Origin of the sequence: Gimesia benthica, assembly GCF_009720525.1 — a bacterium.
Classification (GTDB): Bacteria; Planctomycetota; Planctomycetia; order Planctomycetales; family Planctomycetaceae; genus Gimesia; species Gimesia benthica.
In genome coordinates this window covers 3,202,767-3,220,609 of record NZ_CP043930.1, presented here as the reverse complement: position 1 = coordinate 3,220,609, position 17,843 = coordinate 3,202,767, and the positions used below count along the sequence as shown (strand labels likewise).

The window sequence follows — 17,843 nt, the reverse complement described above, 5'->3', positions numbered from 1 at the left end:
AGTTCTCTATGAAACATTTTATCCTGTTTATCACCTGTCTCCTGTTTCTGTCAGCAAGTCTTCCCGAGGTCCGCTCGGCTGAACCAACCCGACTGCCGCACGCTCAGGCAGCAGCAGTGGGGATGAACCCCCAAAGGTTGTCTGAGATTGACTTTGTCGTCGAGCGTGGTCTGGCGCGAGATTCGATGCCCGGAGCCGTGGTACTCGTGGGGTACAAGGCCAAAATTGTTTTCCTTAAAGCTTACGGCTATCGTCAGGTGAAACCTGAAAAACGGGCTATGACGACCGATACCGTCTTTGACCTGGCCTCCCTGACGAAACCGATCGCAACCGCGACCAGCGTGATGAAGCTGGTCGAGCAGGGGAAGCTGAAGCTCAGTGATCCAGTATCGAAATACATCCCGGAGTTTGCCGCCAATGGCAAGCAGGATATCACCATCTATCAGCTGCTGACCCATCAGGGAGGCCTGATCCCGGATAACTCCATCAAAGATTATCTGGATGGTCCTGAGACTGCGATGCAGAAGATCTATGATCTCAATCTCTACTACGAACCGGGAACACGGTTTGCCTACACCGATGTCGGCTTCATCCTCCTGGGAGATATTGTGAAACGAATCAGCGGAGATTCGGTGCATGAGTTTTCTCAGAAAAACGTATTCCAGCCGCTGGGGATGCAGGAAACCGGGTACCTGCCGGCAGACGACCTGAAACAGCGGGCCGCGACAACGCAGGAACGGGACGGACACTGGATGCAGGGTGAAGTTCATGATCCGCGTGCTTATCGACTCGGAGGCGTTGCCGGGCATGCGGGCCTGTTTTCGACTGCCGAAGATCTGGCGGTTTACGCCCAGATGATGTTGAATCAGGGGAGCCTTGATGGTACCCGCGTTCTGAAACCAGAAACGATCGATCTCATGACGCGGGGCTATCCTGTCGTCGATGACATTCGAGGCCTGGGCTGGGACAGCCTGTCGCGTTATTCTTCGAACCGGGGAGACCTGTTTTCCCCACGTGCGTTCGGGCATGGCGGATTCACGGGGACTGCAATCTGGATGGATCCCGCCCAGGACCTGTTCGTGATTTTTCTCAGCAACCGAGTTCACCCCGACGGGAAAGGCTCCGTCAATTCTCTGGCGGGACGGATTGGCACGATTGCCGCTGCGGCGATTACCGGACAATCGGCAGCGACAGCGGAAGTCAAAGTTGCGTCAAAAGCCAGACTGGATGTGCTGACCGGAATTGATGTCCTGAAGCGGGAGCAGTTCAAGTCATTAAATGGAAAACGCATTGGCCTGATCACGAATCATACCGGGCTCACCCGCGAAGGGGAGAGTACGGTGCAGGTTCTCAATGACGCACCACAGGTGCAGTTGAAAACCCTCTTCAGTCCCGAACATGGCTTTGCCGGTAAACTGGACGTGTCGAAAATCGGCGATTCTACTGACGCGAGCACAGGACTGAAAATCTTCAGTCTGTACGGCAAAACGCGAACGCCTACGCCGGAAAGTCTGCAGGATCTGGATGCACTGGTGTTCGACATCCAGGATATCGGGGCGCGGTTTTATACGTATATCTCTACCATGGGAAATGCGATGCGGGCTGCGAAACAGCAGGGCATCAAATTTATTGTACTGGATCGGCCGAACCCGATTAATGGCGTCGATTACGCAGGACCCGTGCTGGACGAAGGAGCTCAATCGTTTGTAGGTTACCACCGCATACCCGTGCGTCATGGCATGACTGCGGGCGAACTGGCCCGGATGTTCAATACGGAAATGCAGATCGGCGCCGACCTGCAGGTCATCAAGCTGCAAAACTGGAAGCGGGACATGTATTACGACGAGACCGGGCTGACCTGGGTCAACCCGTCGCCCAATATGCGGAGTTTGAATCAGGCCGTCCTGTATCCCGGTATCGGTTTACTGGAGACGACGAATCTGTCAGTCGGACGTGGAACCGATACACCCTTCGAATGGATCGGGGCTCCCTGGCTGAAAGGCATGCAGCTGGCTGAAGCGTTGAATCGGTCGGGATTGCCGGGCGTACGATTTGTGCCGGTTGAGTTCACTCCGGAATCGAGTAAATTTTCCGGGGAACTGTGTGGTGGTGTGAATTTTATTGTCACCGACCGGGAGCAGTTTCAACCCGTGCAGACCGGCCTGGAGATTGCCATCCAGTTAAGGAAACATTTCCCTCAGGAGTGGGAGACACGGAATTTCAATCGACTGCTGGGAAATCAGCGTGTCTTTGATGCTGTGCTGCAGGGAGAGTCTCTGATGCAGATCCGCTCTGGCTACCAGCAGGATCTGGCAGAGTTCGGCGTCCGGCGGGCCAGATTTCTCATGTATTAAATGTCTGACCGAGGATCAAAGCCGTCTACCACTCACTGGTGTCGTAGATGACTTCCTTGGGCCCAATGATGGCAGAATCGAAGTCCGACACCAGGCTTTCATCCTTGTGTGGATAGCTAAGCGCGTTCAACACATATCGAATGCAGTTCAGCCGGGCTCGCTTTTTGTCGTCGGAACGAATGACTGTCCACGGACAGGCTTTGGTATCCGTCGCCATGAACATCGCATTCTGGGCATTGGTGTATTCGTCCCACATGCCCAGGCTCTTGACGTCGATGGGGCTGAGTTTCCACTGCTTCAGTTGATCGGTTTCCCGTGACTTGAAGCGGCGGTACTGTTCTTCGCGGCTGACAGAGAACCAGAGCTTGAACAGGTGAATGCCCGAATTGACCAGCATGTTTTCCAGCTGTGGTACCTCACGGAGAAAGGTGTGGTGCTCGGTCGGGCGGCAAAACCCCATCACCGGTTCGACGACGCCCCGGTTATACCAGGAACGGTCAAAGAAGACGATTTCTCCTTCGGTGGGTAAATGCTCGATATATCGCTGGAAATACCATTGGCCTTGCTGGGTATCGCTCGGTTTGGGCAAGGCGACAACCCGGGCACCCCGGGGATTGAGGTGTTCGGTGAAGCGTTTTATCGTGCCCCCCTTGCCGGCGGCATCCCTTCCTTCGAACAGTAACACTATCCGTTCGCCATTCAGTTCGACCCAGCGCTGCAGTTTTAACAGTTCAATCTGCAGTGGCACTAACTGTTCTTCGTATTCCGGTCGTTTTAGTTTCTGGCGATAGGGGTATTTCTCGCAGAGGATATCGCGTTTATGCGCTGCCTTTACCTTCTTCTGGATTTCTTCCGGTACGACATCCTGGGGAAGTTTCCGCTGCCAGGTGACCGGCATGAGCGCCGCTTCCTGTTCCTGTTTGTCTGTTTTAGACGAGCCCATGCTGCTACCTGTTCTGCTGAAGTGATACCGGCTGTAAAGAAATGAACAGTAAACTTTATTATGAAGATCCTGTGAGAAAAGTGGAACCGGATTTCGGGTCGTGAACCGGGTTTGAAGCAAAAGGGCTGTTTTTTGTTATGTAAGTCTCTTTTATTTCTAGAGATAAGGGCTTCGGTACTTCTGGTCGATTTGTGAAATTGTCACGATAGAACGGGGCCCATGATCACCAACTTCCTCTTGCAGTAAAACGTGTTTTTTTTTACGCTCCCGCTCTCATCTCTCAATTTCTTACCCGAAGTACATTCAAAAACACTCACTCTGAACAGACTGAAACGTTGCAGCTTTTCTGCTGCCGACGGTAACACTCCGTCAATCTGTTTCAAATCAGGAAAGTATATCTGATATGTGGAGACCACTTCTCATCACAGGCATTCTGGCTGTTGTGCAGCTTGCGGGAAGCAATACCGGTATCGCCCAGGAATTTCGCATCCGGACGACGGTATATCACCATCAGCCGCAGGTCGATCCGACAATCGTCTCGCGGAGTGTTTCCATCTTTCATGCTGAGAAGGTTTACGATCATGTCGACGGACTCGGAGAAGTCACCATTTTCGAGCCTGCACGGAAACGTCTGATGATTCTGAACGAATCCCGGATGATTAAAACCGTGATCAACTTTGATGAAATCAAGAATGTGCTCAACGTTGCCCAGCATCAGACACAGGAATACATTCACGATCAGCTCAAAGTTCAGGGAAGCCAGGGAAAAAAGATCGCCTCCGAACTGCAGTTTCAACTGGAACCGCAGTTCAATATCCAGTTTGAGAACAATAAAAATCTGCTGACACTGGACAGCAAGCTGATTACCTACCGTGTGCAGTGTGTCACGCCTGATCAACAGGACGCTGTGGAAACCTACCTGCGTTTTGCAGACTGGATGGCACGCCTGAATTACGTGCTGCATCCTTACACGCTGCATCCCACTTCTCGGATTACGCTGAACGAAGAGCTGCGGAGCCGCAAGAAGCTGCCCATCGAAGTGGAACTGCAGACTCGCATGGAAGACCCGCTTCACCTGCGTGCCGAGCATAAAATTCACTGGAAGCTGGACCACAAGGATCGTGGCCTGATCCATCACTGGGAAACCCTGCGGAAGAACAAAGATGTAAGCTCCATCACTCTGCAGGAATATCTCCGCAATCAGTTTGCGAATCTGCGGAAGTAATAGAGCTGATTTTCACAGCGTTACTTCCCAATCACAGGAATCTCGGCTGGCGGCTCATACCAGTCGACTTTCTGTTCGAGCCGTTTGGAAAGCTCTGCCAGATTCTGGTTCAGGTAATTGATGAGTGCCTGGTCTTTGTGTGGTTTCCAGTCGTAGAGCAGCAGTTCCTGATACGCTTCTTCAGGAGACTTTTTCTGGACCAGCATGCGATAAGCGGCGACAACACCACCGGTTCGCTGTGCACCAGCGGCACAATGGACCAGAACCGGTTTGCCTGCTTTTTCACAACGCATGAGTTCAGCGACCGCTTCCGCGTAATCGTCAACATCGCCTGTTCCGTCGCCAATCAGATGCAGCACCTGGTGGTCGATGTGTAATTTCTTCGCCGTTTCGACTTCAGTTTTCAGGTAAGGCTTCTGTAAGTCGCTGCCGTTGAGCGCGATGACCTTTTCGATTTTATTTTCACGCAGCACGGGCTCAATCAGGTGACTGGAGATCTGGCCGCTGCGGTAGATTTTACCCGGTTCCACCACGCCAAAGCGTTTCGCAACCAGACGGTCTTCGAGCAGGCCCTCCCAGAGCAGGACTCCGCCACCAATCAGTGCGCACACCAGAAGGGAGAATTTAATCAGTTTATGCCGCCGATCTGGTTTCTCGGCGGGTTGCACAGGCGCATCCTGCTCAGTGCTGGTACTCATGGTCTTCCTCATTGATTCGAGTACAGTATCGCGTTTTTCGGGGAATCCTCACCCCGGGCTGAAGGCATTGTAGTCCAACCTCGCGCCGTCTGAACAGGGGAAATTCAGCCTCTGTTTCAGGGGGTATCTGGCGATTCAAAGGGGCTGGCGTTGGCGCTGGGGAAATATTTGCACATCGCGATTCCCAGTCCATAAAGCAGTAATAATGGCAGCATCATCAGCAGCATACTCATCGGATCCGCGGGGGTCATCAGCATCGAGATGATGGAAATCACGAGGATGGCCATGCGGGTTTTTTCGATGTAATCTTTGACTTCGAAGACGGAGATGCGTTCCAGGAAGAGCATGATCAGTGGTAACTGGAAGCTCAGACCGAACATCAGGGGGAGTGTAATCGCAAAGCTGATCCACTCCGAAAGCCGGATCTGTGGATTCACACCCAGCAGTTTATTGAACCCAAGCAGGAAGTTGAGGACAAACGGAAAGACTGCATAGAAACAGAACAGGGCACCACCGAGAAACAGAAAGATACTGATCGGGAGGTAGATATAGACATACTTGCGTTCATGAGGGTAGAGCCCCGCAGCCACAAACAGCCAGATCTGATAGATCACCCAGGGACTGGCCAATACCAGACCGGCGACAAAAGAAACCTTGAGGTAAATCGTGGTAAACGCTTCCTGAACTGCCAGCGTTACCGGCTCTGCCATCGTGTCTTCGATGTTGTTGATCCGGTGCTGATAGTCCTGGAGAATCTTCTGCAGTGCCTTGTTTTCAGCAGTGGGGTTCTCCTGGGCACTCAGGCTTGCGATCAGGTCTTCAATGCTTTTCTGCTGTTCTGGCGACTCTTCTTCGGGGAGCTTGTCCAGATTGTACTCTTTCAGAGCAGAATCGATGGGAGCCCGCACCACTGCAACGATTTTATGTCCGATAAACAGGGCCAGGACCACACAGATCGCCAGTCCAATTAATGCCTTCCAGAGGTGGATTCTCAGGGCTTCGAGGTGATCTCCGAAGCTCATCGTCGATTCGTCAAATAGATCGTGAGACTGTGGTTTCATCAAACTATGTCATTCTGGAGTGACCAATGCCCGGCGGTACCACGATCAACAGCTTGATTGTAAGGTGAACGGCCATGGCATCGATGAGATGAGTGGGTATGGTTCAGAACAATTGGGATACTGTCACTGGCTCCCGGCAATCCAGCTCGCTTCAGGAACTGAATCAGGAGTACCCACTCTGGTTGCCCGCTGGATGAGCAGGAGGGAAGAGCGGTCAATACTGACTTTATTGTAAACAACCAGACAGGGCTGTCAACCAGCCACTACCGACTGAGGCCGATTTCCGTGATTATGGGACCGCTGGTTCGGCTGGTGCTGCATCAACTGCAGGATCGGCAGGGCCCTCACCAGCTTCAACAGCAGCGGGCTCTGCAGCCGGATCTTCCGGGGCCTGAGCGTTCGCATTATTGTTCAATTCAGTGAACATCATGCTGACCGCATGGTAGACGAGTCCAATTTGAGTGAGCGTACTGGCTATGAAAAACAGGGTCCAGAGCATCATCGTGCCACCGATTTCCTTGTCCTTTTTGGCATAGATCCAGCCCATGACATATGCGTAAATTGAGACAAAGAAACCCAGAATTGCAAAGCCCAGCCCTTCTTTCTGCTTGATCTGGGCAAGCACATTGAACAGACAGCCGATCTGAGCGACCCCCATGATGATGAGCAGAACACGCAGCAGAAGCAAGGGCATGAGGGGAATCAGGAAGAACATCGCAATTCCGACGACCACACCAATCCCGATTCCGACCAGCGAGAGCTGCCAGCGGGGAGTCGGGGGACCCGTTTTCTCCCGTTCTGCTTTTGAAACGTATTTGACTTCTTCGAGCTTGGTGACCAACTGTAAATCCGGTTTGCAATGGACGGCCAGCAAGCCATTCACCCGGGCATTGTAAATCAGAGTCGGGGCATAAAACACACAGGCGAACAGCCAGAGAATCGAAGGCAAGATCAGCACTTTGGGCTGTAATTCGACTGGCTTTTTGCCAACCATGGGGCCTTCAACAAAATCTTCGATCTTGTTTTCATCGGCCCATTCTTTGGCATCATTATCGGCAGCGACGGCCGAGTTATAGCGGACGTTGGAGAAAAATGTATCCAGGTCACTACCGGAAATGGCTCCGATGGCAGCCAGACAACCGAGGGCTGGCAATGTTGTGACAAAGAAGACAAAGCACCAGAACAAGGCTGGTTTCGCGAGTGTTAAAAACACTCTGCCCAGTTTATGGACCAGCCAGCCCGGTGTGGAATCGGCCACAGTCATATGAGGCATAGCCAGGGGAAACATCAGAAATGTCGGGATAAAACCAACGGCAATCAGTGCGGCACCGATGGGAATCGATCCGTTGGAGATATAGTAATAGCCGATAGTGCCAAACACGGCCTGGGCAGGCAGGCTGAACAGCACGATCCAGAAAATGAACTTCATTCCCAGAGCCGAACAGAGGAAGAAGTCAAAGTTGATCCGTTTGAGTTTATCTTTCTTCTGCAAGGCGTAGCGAACGACTTCGGTCTGAATAAACCAGATCCAGCCAGGAACTGCCATGATAGAGACAAAGGCAATGAATCCCCAGAAAGCTCTCGGCGGAGTGCGATGGCACCAGAACATCATGAAGATGGCACAGAAGAAGAGTGTGCTGGCGATAAACGAATACAGAAAAGTTTTGGTTGCCAGCCCCTTATGGTTTCCCAGAAACGTATAAGCATCGCCCCAGGATTTCGAGTAGAACTCTTCGATCGCCGGGCCTTTTCGTCTCCGTTTTTTACGGGTCTTTTCGCTCAGACGGCCGGTGGTCAGGTTCACGCCACAATTGGAGCATTCAATATCTTCTTCATCCGCATCGTGTCCGCAACGGGGGCAGATCCGGGCTTCCTTGTCCTCAATCTTATCGATATCAAAACTGGCCAGAAAATCATCCGTGTCCGCTGACTTGCTGGCAGTGGCGGCCCGTTTCTTCCGCTTCTCGCCAGAGGGGACCTTAACCGGTGAGCCGCATCCTTTGCAGCGTACCCGCTTTCCAGCCGCTTCATCTTTGACAGAAAAGGTGGTATCACATTCTTTGCAATGAACCTTGATGGGCATGAATGACCTTCGAGATGTTGAGAGATATCGCTCTTGGTGAAACTGAGCAGAGTCAACCTGTTAAACAGATCCAGCCAGGGACCGGGATGGGTAATCACAGGATGGACTTGCGCATTTTTCTAATTATCAACAGAGACAGGGGCGGTTCGCAAGTGGACAGTCATGGAAATTCAAGCTCACTCAATTTCTTACTGACAGATCTGACGGGTCAATTCAGCAGAGGATCATGCTGCTGGACGGCGAGTAATCGTTGCAACTCATGTAAACGGACGCATGCCTCTTGATCCGCATTTCCCTGGCTGTTGCATTGCGAGAAACAGTTGATTGCCCGCTGTAGGCATCGCGCGGCGCGTTTCAGGCGACCGGTTAACTTGAAAACTTCCGCAAGATGGATCAGGTCCTGTCCCAGGGCGGAATGGTTTTGCGTCTGTTGATGGAGTTGATATGCCTTACGCAGGTAGACGATAGCGCGGAGATGGTTCCCTTGTAAACCCTGTAAGATACCAAGGTTGCCCCAGTCAGCGGCCTGGGCATCCGCATCGCCGTCAAGTATCTCTCGGCCAAGTGAAATGTTCAGTAGTTGTTCGGCAAGCTGATAGTCCTGCTGCATGATCGCGTCGTTTGCCCTGCCTGTCAGATCACAGGCTGCATGTTCGGACAATTGATGAATTTCTGATTCGAGAGTCTGATGATCAGCGGAGCGAAGATCTCCCCAGGCGATCGAATATTGCTGAAACTGGGCGGCTAGTTGCGAATACCCCAGTTCACGATAAGCGATCGCCAGATTGTGGCAGGCGACTGAGCGAAGCGATTTTTCGTCGGTCTGGTGTGCATAATCCAAGACCAGCGAGAAGGGTTCGATCGCATCAGCAGTCTGGCCCGTCGACAGGAGAAATTCCCCCAGTCCCAGCTGGCGTTGCCAGTCTGGTCCCTCAAATTCGTCTGCATAAAAAAGTGCACGGGCCTGGCCGAACTTTCCCTGTGATGCCAGTTCACGTGCATGCTGGATCAGGGTATTCAGGTTCAGGTAGGGACTGTTGTTGTCAGATGTAGAAGAATAAGGCTCAGGCACGTCTCTCGGTCTCCTGTTATGGATCTTGATTGAAACAGAGAGAGAGTGTGCGAGGTTCTTGAATAAGAGTAGAGCGGTGTGAACCGCCGCTGATTTGAGAGGATCAGCCCCTGATTGAGAGTTCAGGGAAGTTTATGGGTTGGGTTTGTAGTGATATTACCTATTTTAACATCTGTGTCAATTTGAATTCCCTGGTTTTCTCTCAGATTATTCAGACTGCCTCAGGATCGGATACCTCGGAGCATGAATGTGTTGGCGCTGCCAATATGGCAGCGAATTTGAATCACACACGACTGTCCGGCAGCAAGCCTGACATGTTGTGATTTTGGTGTAATTTCTTAAGTGTAGATATATTTTGCTCTTAGGGATTAATCGGCAAATAGGCACGGCGTTCGCATCTGGTTCCGGTACGCTGAGGTCTGCCATCAGATCTGAGCTGAGAAATGTGTTGTTGTGGTCTGGCCTACAGCCACCACAGATCATAAATCACACCGATGTGAAGACATTTGAGTCGAAATCAAAGCAAACTAGGAGATCCCAATGGCGAAGAAGGCTGCCAAAGCAAGCAAAGGCGCCCGTATTGTCCCTCTTGGTGACAAAGTCGTTCTGAAAAGAGAAGTTGCAGAATCAACCACCGCAGGTGGGATTGTTTTACCAGACAGTGCCCAGAATAAACCACAGCGTGGTGAAGTGGTCGCCGTGGGAGATGGACACGTCAAATCTGACGGAACCAAGCTGCCATTGACGGTAAAAGAGGGCGACCGTGTCATTTTCAGCCCTTATGGCGGAGATGAAATCAAAATCGGCGGAGAAGAATACCTGCTGCTCCGCGAAAGTGACATTCTGGCAACTTACTAGGCTGTCATTGTTGTATTACCGGATCATCGCTCCCCGGCAGGGTGCAGCGATGACTCTTCCCTTCATATTTCATACTGCGTACATGGAGATATAGTGAAATGGCAAAGATGATTGCCTTCGATCAGGAAGCTCAGGAAGCGATGCGACGCGGCATCAGCAAGCTGGCAAGAGCGGTTCGTGTGACTCTGGGGCCGAAAGGTCGTAACGTCATTCTCGAGAAAAGCTTTGGTTCTCCAACTGTAACCAAAGACGGTGTATCTGTTGCCCGCGAAATCGAACTGTCTGACAAGTTCGAAGACATGGGTGCCCGCATGGTGCGTGAAGTTGCCAGCAAAACATCTGACATTGCGGGTGACGGAACCACAACTGCAACCATCATGGCTGAAGCGATCTACAACGAAGGCTTGAAGTCTGTTGTTGCCGGCGTCAGCCCGATTGCCATGAAACGTGGCATGGATAAAGCTGTCGAAGACATCGTCGACAAACTTCACAAGATGTCCATCGAGTGCAAAAACAAAAAGGCCATCTCTCAGGTTGGTAAAGTCGCTTCTAACGGCGATGAAGAAATCGGCAAGATCCTGGCTGATGCCATGGAACAGGTCGGTAAAGATGGTGTGATCACCGTTGAAGAAGGCCAGAGCCTGCACACCAGCTTCGAAGTCGTCGAAGGGATGCAGTTCGATCGTGGTTACCTCTCACCTTACTTCGTGACCGATCCTCAGAGCATGTCTTGCGAACTGGAAGACTGCTACGTACTGGTACACGAAAAGAAGATTTCCAACATCAAGGACCTGGTTCCTGTTCTGGAAAAAGTGGTTAACGCCGGCAAGCCGCTGCTGATCATCGCTGAAGACATCGAAGGCGAAGCCCTCTCGACTCTCGTGATCAACAAGCTGCGTGGTACCTTCCGCTGCAGTGCAGTCAAAGCCCCCGGTTACGGTGACCGTCGTAAAGCCATGCTGCAGGATATCGCCATCATGGTTGGTGGTCAGGCCATTTTCGAAGACCTCGGTATTCAGCTGGAAAACCTGCAGTTGTCTGACCTGGGCGTCGCCAAGAAAGTGACCGTCGACAAAGACAATACCACCATTATCGAAGGTGGCGGAAAGCCAGGCGAAATCAAAGCCCGTATCGACCAGATTCGTCGCGAACTGGAAAACTCCACCAGCGACTACGACAAAGAAAAACTGGAAGAACGGATCGCCAAGCTGTCCGGTGGTGTTGCCCAGATCAACGTGGGTGCCGCTACAGAAAGCGAAATGAAAGAAAAGAAAGCACGCGTCGAAGACGCTCTGCACGCCGTTCGGGCTGCTGTTGCTGAAGGGATCCTTCCCGGCGGTGGCGTTGCTCTGCTGCGAAGCTCTTCTGCCTGCAAACCAACCGGTCTGTCTGAAGAAGAAAAAGTGGGTTACGAAATCATTCTGCGTGCCTGCCGTGCACCACTGACTTCGATCGCCAACAATGCCGGCGACGATGGTAGCGTGGTTTGCGAAAAGGTTTCGGAAATGGAAGGCAACATGGGCTACAATGCCGCGACTTCCAAGTACGAAGATCTGGTCAAAACCGGGATCATTGACCCGACCCGCGTGACCCGGTCCGCTCTGCAGAATTCCGCCAGTGTTTCAACCCTGCTGCTGACCAGCGATGCTCTGATCGCTGAAAAAGGCAAGGATGACCATGGCGACGACGACCTGCACTAAACGCAGGTTACGTCCCGTTTTTTAATAGATGCGAAAGCACCCGACAGTAGTTCTGTCGGGTGCTTTTATCGTATCTGTCGCGACTGTGGTGGCTGAACGGTTGTGGAAGGAATCTGTCTTTCAGGCAGCAGATTTCGTATTTTGCGGCTCAGAATGTTAGAATCTGCGCATTGCGGATGCGTTTCGATCATAGTACCATTTGCATCGTTCGCAGATTCCGTCGAATTCGTTTATTTACTCCTTCAATTCCAGAAGATTGGTAGAATTTCGTGGCAAGAGAAAAAGTAGTTCTGGCATACAGTGGTGGTCTGGATACTTCCGTCGCCGTTAAGTGGATCAATGAAAAATATGACATGGACGTGATCACTTATACCTGTGATCTCGGCCAGGGTCGCGACGTGGATGGAATCAAGGAAAAAGCGATCAAAACCGGTGCCGTGGAAGCCGTGGTCGAAGATGTGAGAAACATGTTCGTCGACTTCTTCGTCTGGCCTTCTCTGATGGCAGGCACCATGTACGAAGGTAAGTACCCCCTGGCGACTGCTCTGGGCCGCCCGCTGATCGCCCACCGGATGGTGGAAGTCGCGAAGGAGCACGGGGCAACCGCTGTCGCTCATGGCTGTACTGGTAAAGGTAATGACCAGGTCCGCTTCGATGTCTCCTTCCAGACCCTGGCACCGCAGCTGAAAATCATTGCTCCCGTTCGCGAGTGGAAATGGACACGCACCGAAGAGTTGCAGTACGCCAAAGAACATGGAATCGAAGTTGAAGCCACCAAGGAAAGCATCTTCAGTATCGACCAGAACCTCTGGGGACGCTCCGTGGAAGCAGGTGTGCTGGAAGATCCCTGGGTAGCTCCTCCGAAAGAAGCTTACAAGTGGACCGTGGCTCCCCAGGATGCTCCCGATCAACCTGTTGAACTGGAGATCGAATTCGAGCAGGGACGTCCCATTGCCATCGATGGTAAGGAGATGGACGGTGCTGACCTGATCGCACACCTGAATACAATCGGCGGTGAGCACGGCATTGGCCGGATCGACCACGTTGAGAATCGTCTGGTCGGTATCAAGAGTCGTGAAATTTACGAAGCACCCGCTGCCGTGATTTTGCACAACGCACACCGTGAACTGGAATACCTGACACTCAGTCGGCAGTCACTGCGATTCAAAACGTTCGTCAGTCAGACTTGCAGCGATATTATTTACGATGGTCTCTGGTACAGCTCTTTCCATCAGGACCTGATGGGATTTGTTGAAAAGAACCAGCGGTTTGTTTCCGGAACAGTCCGCGTCTCGCTGTATAAAGGAAATCACACCGTAACCGGTCTGAAGAGCGAACACAGCCTTTACAGTCCCGAACTGGCAACCTACGAAGAAGGCGACCAGTTCCCGCACGAGACTGCCCTGGGCTTCATTCGTATTCACGGACTGGCACAACAGACACAAGCCCGCCAGCAGTTGTTGAAGGGGGAACCGAGTTCGAAACCGACCCGGATTATGCCCCCCAGTCAATCCGATAAATCCTGATCACACCAACCGGTAATTATCCGTGGTTCAGTTGCGCAGCTCTGACTGTCGCAGCTGACTCCGGAAGCCGGTTCCCCAGGCTGTTTTCAGGTTGACTTCAAACAGGATAGTCGCGTGATGGATCAAACGACTCAGCAAGGACGTACGATTGCGATCGGTGACATTCACGGTTGTGATGTTGCGCTGGGGACGATTCTGTACCATCTGGAGCTCAAACGCGAAGATACCGTCGTCTGTCTGGGGGATGCTGTTGACCGTGGTCCCGGTACGAAGCATGTCATCGAAATGCTGCTGGATCTGAAGTCCACCTGTAAGCTCGTGATGCTCAAGGGGAATCACGAAGAGATGATGCTGGACGGACTCCATGGAGGACGCTGGGAGTCTACCTGGTTGCAGCATGGTGGAAAGGAAGCCCTGGATTCCTACGGGGGACGCTATGACCTCATCCCGGAAGAGCACCGGATTTTCATGGCTACCGCCCTGGATTACTACGAAACGGACACCGACATTTTCGTGCATGCCACAGCTGTGCCGGGAGTGCCGCTGGAAGATCTGACTCCACAGGAGCTCCGCTGGGATCGACTCAAAGGGACCGAAGAGGCCGACCCTTCCGGACGACGGATTATCTGTGGGCATACCGCGCAAAAATCAGGTAAGCCGCTGGTCTTTGATGGCTGGGTCTGTCTCGATACAGCCGCCTATCGCGGCAACTATCTCACCGCGATTGACGTGAAGACAAATGAAATGTTTCAGGCCAAGCAGTCCGGAAAATACCGTGAAGGCAAAACCCTGGAACAGTATGTGGTGAAGTAATCCGCATCGGGAAATAACTCGCGGGGTCAGTCCGCGAGATGCATTACCACCATCTTTTCTTCGCTCATTTCATGAATGGCGTACTTGGGGCCTTCTTTACCGGTGCCGCTGTGTTTCAGGCCACCGTAAGGCATAGCATCGGCCCGCCACTGGCTGGACCAGTTGATGTGAATGTTACCGCTTTCGACCTGCCGGGCAAACTTCATGGCCCGATCAATATCCTGCGTAAAGATACCGGCCGACAGTCCGTAGGTGGTGTCATTGGCCAGCCGTACGGCTTCATCGATGTCATCGAAGTATGACAGAGCGACCGCGGGGCCAAAGATTTCGTCTTTAACGACCTGCATTTCCGGCGTAGTATCATCCAGAATGGTGGGGGCATAAATGGCTCCCTCTCGCTGGCCCCCGGTAATCAGGCGTGCTCCCTGGCTGACGGCTTCGTTGACCCATTGCTCAACCCGGCTGGCATCCGCTTCCCGCACCATGGGGCCGATTTTGGTACTCTCTTCCAGTTGATTACCGGTCTGCAGCACATCGACCTTGGATTTCAGTAGATCGACGAAATCTGTTTTGACTTTGGAAGAAGTCAGAATCCGCTGTGCCGAGATACAGACTTGACCAGCATTGGCATAGCCGGCCATCGTAATCGCAGTCGCAGCTTTTTCCAGATCGGCATCGTCCATAATAACCACGGGACTGTTGCTGCCCAGTTCCATTGTCACACGTTTCATGCCGGCCATTTCACAGATTTTGGTTCCGACCTCGTAAGAACCTGTGAAGCTGATTTTGCGAATGCGGGTGTCGGTGCAGATGGCGCGGCCGATTTCTCCCCCGGGACCGGTGACGCAGGCGATCGCTTCGGGAGGCAGGCCGGCTTCGAGCAGGATCTCCGTCAGCTTCAGTGCAGAGAGTGGCGTGTCGCTGGCCGGTTTGATCAGGATCGCATTCCCCGCAGCAATGGCAGGGCCGACTTTGTGGCAGACCAGGTTCAGTGGGAAGTTGAACGGAGTAATCGCAGCCACGATGCCGCAGGGAACCCGCAGGGTGAAGCCGAGTTTGTTTTTTCCGCCCGCGTTGCCTTCCAGTGGAATCATTTCACCGATCATGCGTCGGGCTTCTTCTGCGGAGAGCCGAATCACTTCAGCACTGCGGCTGGCTTCGACCTGACCTTCACCCAGGATCTTTCCGACTTCCAGGCTGATGGTGCGGGCCAGATCATCCTGACGTTCCAGCATCAGTTCCGCTGCTTTTTGTAAGATCACGCTGCGATCATAGGCCGTCATGGATTTCATGATCTGTGCCCCCCGCTCCAGCACACTTACGGCGTTCTGGATGTCCTCGCCGCTTCCTTGGGGAACTGTATCGATGACCGACTGGTCAAAGGGGTTCGTCACATTGATTGACTGTTTGGTATCCTGCCACTGGCCAGCGCAAAACATTTTCATCTTGATCGAAACCTTCCGGAACGGAGTAACTACGGGGAACAAATGCGTCCTTCAAATTCAGAATAGACGTGCGGCAAGAATCTGACAAGCCAGCGAAAGAACCGATTTTGGTTTTGCAGGGGGAATTTGGCCTTAAGCTACTGTCAGTTAAGCGTTTAATGAGGCATGTTCGTGGTGAAATCTGATCTTGGCAGGATACGGATATTCTGCTAAAAAACGGCCCACATTTCATGGGACAGTCTCGTCTCCGAATTCACTTCTCTCCAGTCCTCGGTACTGACTCTGTTTCGCACCAGTGACGCACTCTCCCAACCTTCAAGACCTTTTATCAGACGGAAATGATCATGGCCAATCTACGATCCATGGCGCCGTGGATGACATGTATTGTCGTCACGCTGCTGCTGAATTCGGGATGTGAAACCATGCCCGACTGGGACAGCGGTATGGCGAGTGGCACACATCGAGCAGAGAAGCGGGTCAGTAAAGCAGAGCATCAGCGGATGTTATTCCTCACCGATCGTGATCCTGATGCGTTGAACTGGATCTTGAAACACCGGCTGCAATCCGGCATGTCGCGCGCCAGCGTTGAGAAAGAACTCGGTGAAGAAGGGGAATTCGAGGAATCCTCCAAATGGTTGAAAGCCAGCGGTGGGTCATTCCGTACGACGGATGACGCGTACAAATGGGGACCGGATAAGACCGGTCGCAGCGTCTACCTGATGTTCCGGGACGACGTGCTGGTTAATTTCCATCCCGAAGATTTTAATCTGGATTAAGCCACTGATTCAGAATCCTGAATTCTATTGAATCTGAACCATTTCCTTTTCTTTTTCCCGGTTCAGACGCAACTGGCCGCAGGCGGCATCGATGTCGTCCCCTTTACGCTTGCGGACAGTGACATTCACGCCCCCTTTCGCCAGCGTCATAAAGAAGCGATCTACATCGGCTGTGGTGGGGCACTGGTAGCCGGTCTCTTCTACGCCATTGGCCGGAATCAGGTTCACGTGTGCATTACGGTGTTTGAGCAGGTCTGCCAGCTCGCGGGCGTGAGCTGGACTGTCATTGACGCCGGACAGCAGGATGTACTCAAAGGTCACTCGTCTGCCGGTAGTGACGTAATAGTAATCGGTGGCATCCAGGATTTTCTGAATCCCGATTTTATTGTTCGTGGGAACGATCTGATCGCGGAGGACATCGTTGGGGGCGTGCAGGGAAACAGCGAGGATATATGATTTGTTGACATCCGCCAGTTCCCGGATTTTTGCAGGAAGACCGACTGTAGAGACCGTAATCTTACGGGCGCCAATCCCCATGCCTCCCTTGTGATTTAATGTATCCAGGGCAGGAATCAGTGCCGAAAGATTGGCCAGAGGCTCGCCGATTCCCATGACCACAATGTTGGAGATGCGTTCGTCTTCATCAATCACGCGGTCCAGGCGGAGAATCTGTTCCAGAATTTCGCCCATCGACAGATTCCGGGTCAGTCCCAGCAGTCCACTGGCGCAGAAGACGCAACCCATTGCACAACCGACCTGAGTACTGATACAGACGGTATTCCGCTTGGGTTCCCGCATCAGCACGCATTCAACGTGGTGTCCGTCTTCCAGTTCCAGGAGTAGCTTTTCCGTGCGGTCCTTTGCGGTCTGCCGTTTGACGATCGTAGTCGAAAACAGCCGGAAGTTCTCTTTCAGCAGTTCGCGAAACTTTTTGGAGATGTCGTGCATTTCGTCAAAATCGTTGACGCGTTTGGTAAAGATCCAGCGACGAATCTGGTCTGCACGATAAGAAGACGAACCGTGATCGATGCACCACTGGGCAAGTTGTTCCCGGGTGAGATCGGTAATCAGGGGGAGTCGACCTGCTTCAACAGGAGAAGCGGTGGACGGAACATTTTCGGAAGAAAGCATGGTTTCTGGCTCAAGCGTGCGTTCGCGGTCGGTCTGGACGCGGCGAATCGATTTCGCAAATAATAAAAGTCGCGATTTGCACCGGCTCCGGAAAAGCAGGGCCGGGATACGTTGCTGTCATCATATCGGGGACCGGGGCAGATGACTACTATTTATCG

Annotated in this window: 14 protein-coding genes; 7 read left to right on the top strand and 7 right to left on the bottom strand. The window is 52.5% G+C overall.

Going from position 1 to position 17,843, the window contains the following annotated elements; all coding sequences use genetic code 11:
• The first annotated feature begins 8 nt into the window (after positions 1-8).
• Positions 9-2,354, top strand: coding sequence for an exo-beta-N-acetylmuramidase NamZ domain-containing protein (locus F1728_RS12180; RefSeq protein WP_155364329.1), 2,346 nt, complete (start codon positions 9-11; stop codon positions 2,352-2,354).
• Between the two features lie 25 nt (positions 2,355-2,379).
• Here the strand turns inward: F1728_RS12180 and ppk2 are convergent, their stop codons facing one another.
• A complete protein-coding gene (gene ppk2, locus F1728_RS12175) occupies positions 2,380-3,297 on the bottom strand; it encodes a polyphosphate kinase 2 (protein WP_155364328.1) in 918 nt (305 codons plus the stop codon).
• Positions 3,298-3,700: 403 nt separating this feature from the next.
• Between ppk2 and F1728_RS12170 the strand changes: the two genes are divergently transcribed.
• On the top strand, positions 3,701-4,522 hold the full coding sequence (locus tag F1728_RS12170) for a hypothetical protein (protein WP_145036114.1): 822 nt from the start codon (positions 3,701-3,703) through the stop codon (positions 4,520-4,522).
• Positions 4,523-4,542: 20 nt separating this feature from the next.
• Here F1728_RS12170 and F1728_RS12165 read toward each other — a convergent pair whose 3' ends face one another.
• The 4 genes from F1728_RS12165 to F1728_RS12150 form a co-directional block, all read right to left on the bottom strand.
• Complete coding sequence (locus tag F1728_RS12165) at positions 4,543-5,220, bottom strand: dual specificity protein phosphatase family protein (protein WP_194242790.1); 678 nt, start codon at positions 5,218-5,220, stop codon at positions 4,543-4,545.
• Positions 5,221-5,336: 116 nt separating this feature from the next.
• Complete coding sequence (gene tatC / locus F1728_RS12160; RefSeq protein ID WP_145180406.1) at positions 5,337-6,281, bottom strand: twin-arginine translocase subunit TatC; 945 nt, start codon at positions 6,279-6,281, stop codon at positions 5,337-5,339.
• 289 nt (positions 6,282-6,570) lie between these two features.
• The gene (locus tag F1728_RS12155) at positions 6,571-8,364 is read right to left on the bottom strand and encodes a zinc ribbon domain-containing protein (RefSeq protein WP_155364326.1); all 1,794 of its coding nucleotides are present in this window, start codon (positions 8,362-8,364) and stop codon (positions 6,571-6,573) included.
• A gap of 208 nt (positions 8,365-8,572) precedes the next feature.
• The gene (locus F1728_RS12150; RefSeq protein ID WP_155364325.1) at positions 8,573-9,436 is read right to left on the bottom strand and encodes a tetratricopeptide repeat protein; all 864 of its coding nucleotides are present in this window, start codon (positions 9,434-9,436) and stop codon (positions 8,573-8,575) included.
• 540 nt (positions 9,437-9,976) lie between these two features.
• Here F1728_RS12150 and groES point away from each other — a divergent pair.
• From groES to F1728_RS12130, 4 genes are all read left to right on the top strand, one after another.
• The gene (gene groES, locus F1728_RS12145) at positions 9,977-10,294 is read left to right on the top strand and encodes a co-chaperone GroES (RefSeq protein WP_145036124.1); all 318 of its coding nucleotides are present in this window, start codon (positions 9,977-9,979) and stop codon (positions 10,292-10,294) included.
• Between the two features lie 98 nt (positions 10,295-10,392).
• A complete protein-coding gene (gene groL / locus F1728_RS12140) occupies positions 10,393-11,994 on the top strand; it encodes a chaperonin GroEL (protein WP_155364324.1) in 1,602 nt (533 codons plus the stop codon).
• Between the two features lie 269 nt (positions 11,995-12,263).
• Positions 12,264-13,520: an argininosuccinate synthase gene (locus F1728_RS12135; protein WP_155364323.1), complete on the top strand. Its 1,257-nt coding sequence runs from the start codon at positions 12,264-12,266 to the stop codon at positions 13,518-13,520.
• Between the two features lie 117 nt (positions 13,521-13,637).
• A complete protein-coding gene (locus F1728_RS12130) occupies positions 13,638-14,333 on the top strand; it encodes a metallophosphoesterase family protein (protein ID WP_155364322.1) in 696 nt (231 codons plus the stop codon).
• A 26-nt stretch (positions 14,334-14,359) separates the two neighbouring features.
• On the opposite strand, the gene F1728_RS12125 is transcribed toward F1728_RS12130, so the two are convergent.
• Positions 14,360-15,778, bottom strand: coding sequence for an aldehyde dehydrogenase family protein (locus tag F1728_RS12125; protein WP_155364321.1), 1,419 nt, complete (start codon positions 15,776-15,778; stop codon positions 14,360-14,362).
• Between the two features lie 344 nt (positions 15,779-16,122).
• Here F1728_RS12125 and F1728_RS12120 point away from each other — a divergent pair, with 344 nt between their 5' ends.
• On the top strand, positions 16,123-16,554 hold the full coding sequence (locus tag F1728_RS12120) for a hypothetical protein (protein ID WP_155364320.1): 432 nt from the start codon (positions 16,123-16,125) through the stop codon (positions 16,552-16,554).
• Positions 16,555-16,578: 24 nt separating this feature from the next.
• Here F1728_RS12120 and rlmN read toward each other — a convergent pair whose 3' ends face one another.
• Positions 16,579-17,685 carry a 23S rRNA (adenine(2503)-C(2))-methyltransferase RlmN gene (rlmN, locus tag F1728_RS12115; protein WP_155364319.1) on the bottom strand — a complete coding sequence of 369 codons (1,107 nt, stop codon included), beginning with the start codon at positions 17,683-17,685 and terminating at the stop codon, positions 16,579-16,581.
• Positions 17,686-17,843: the final 158 nt, after the last annotated feature.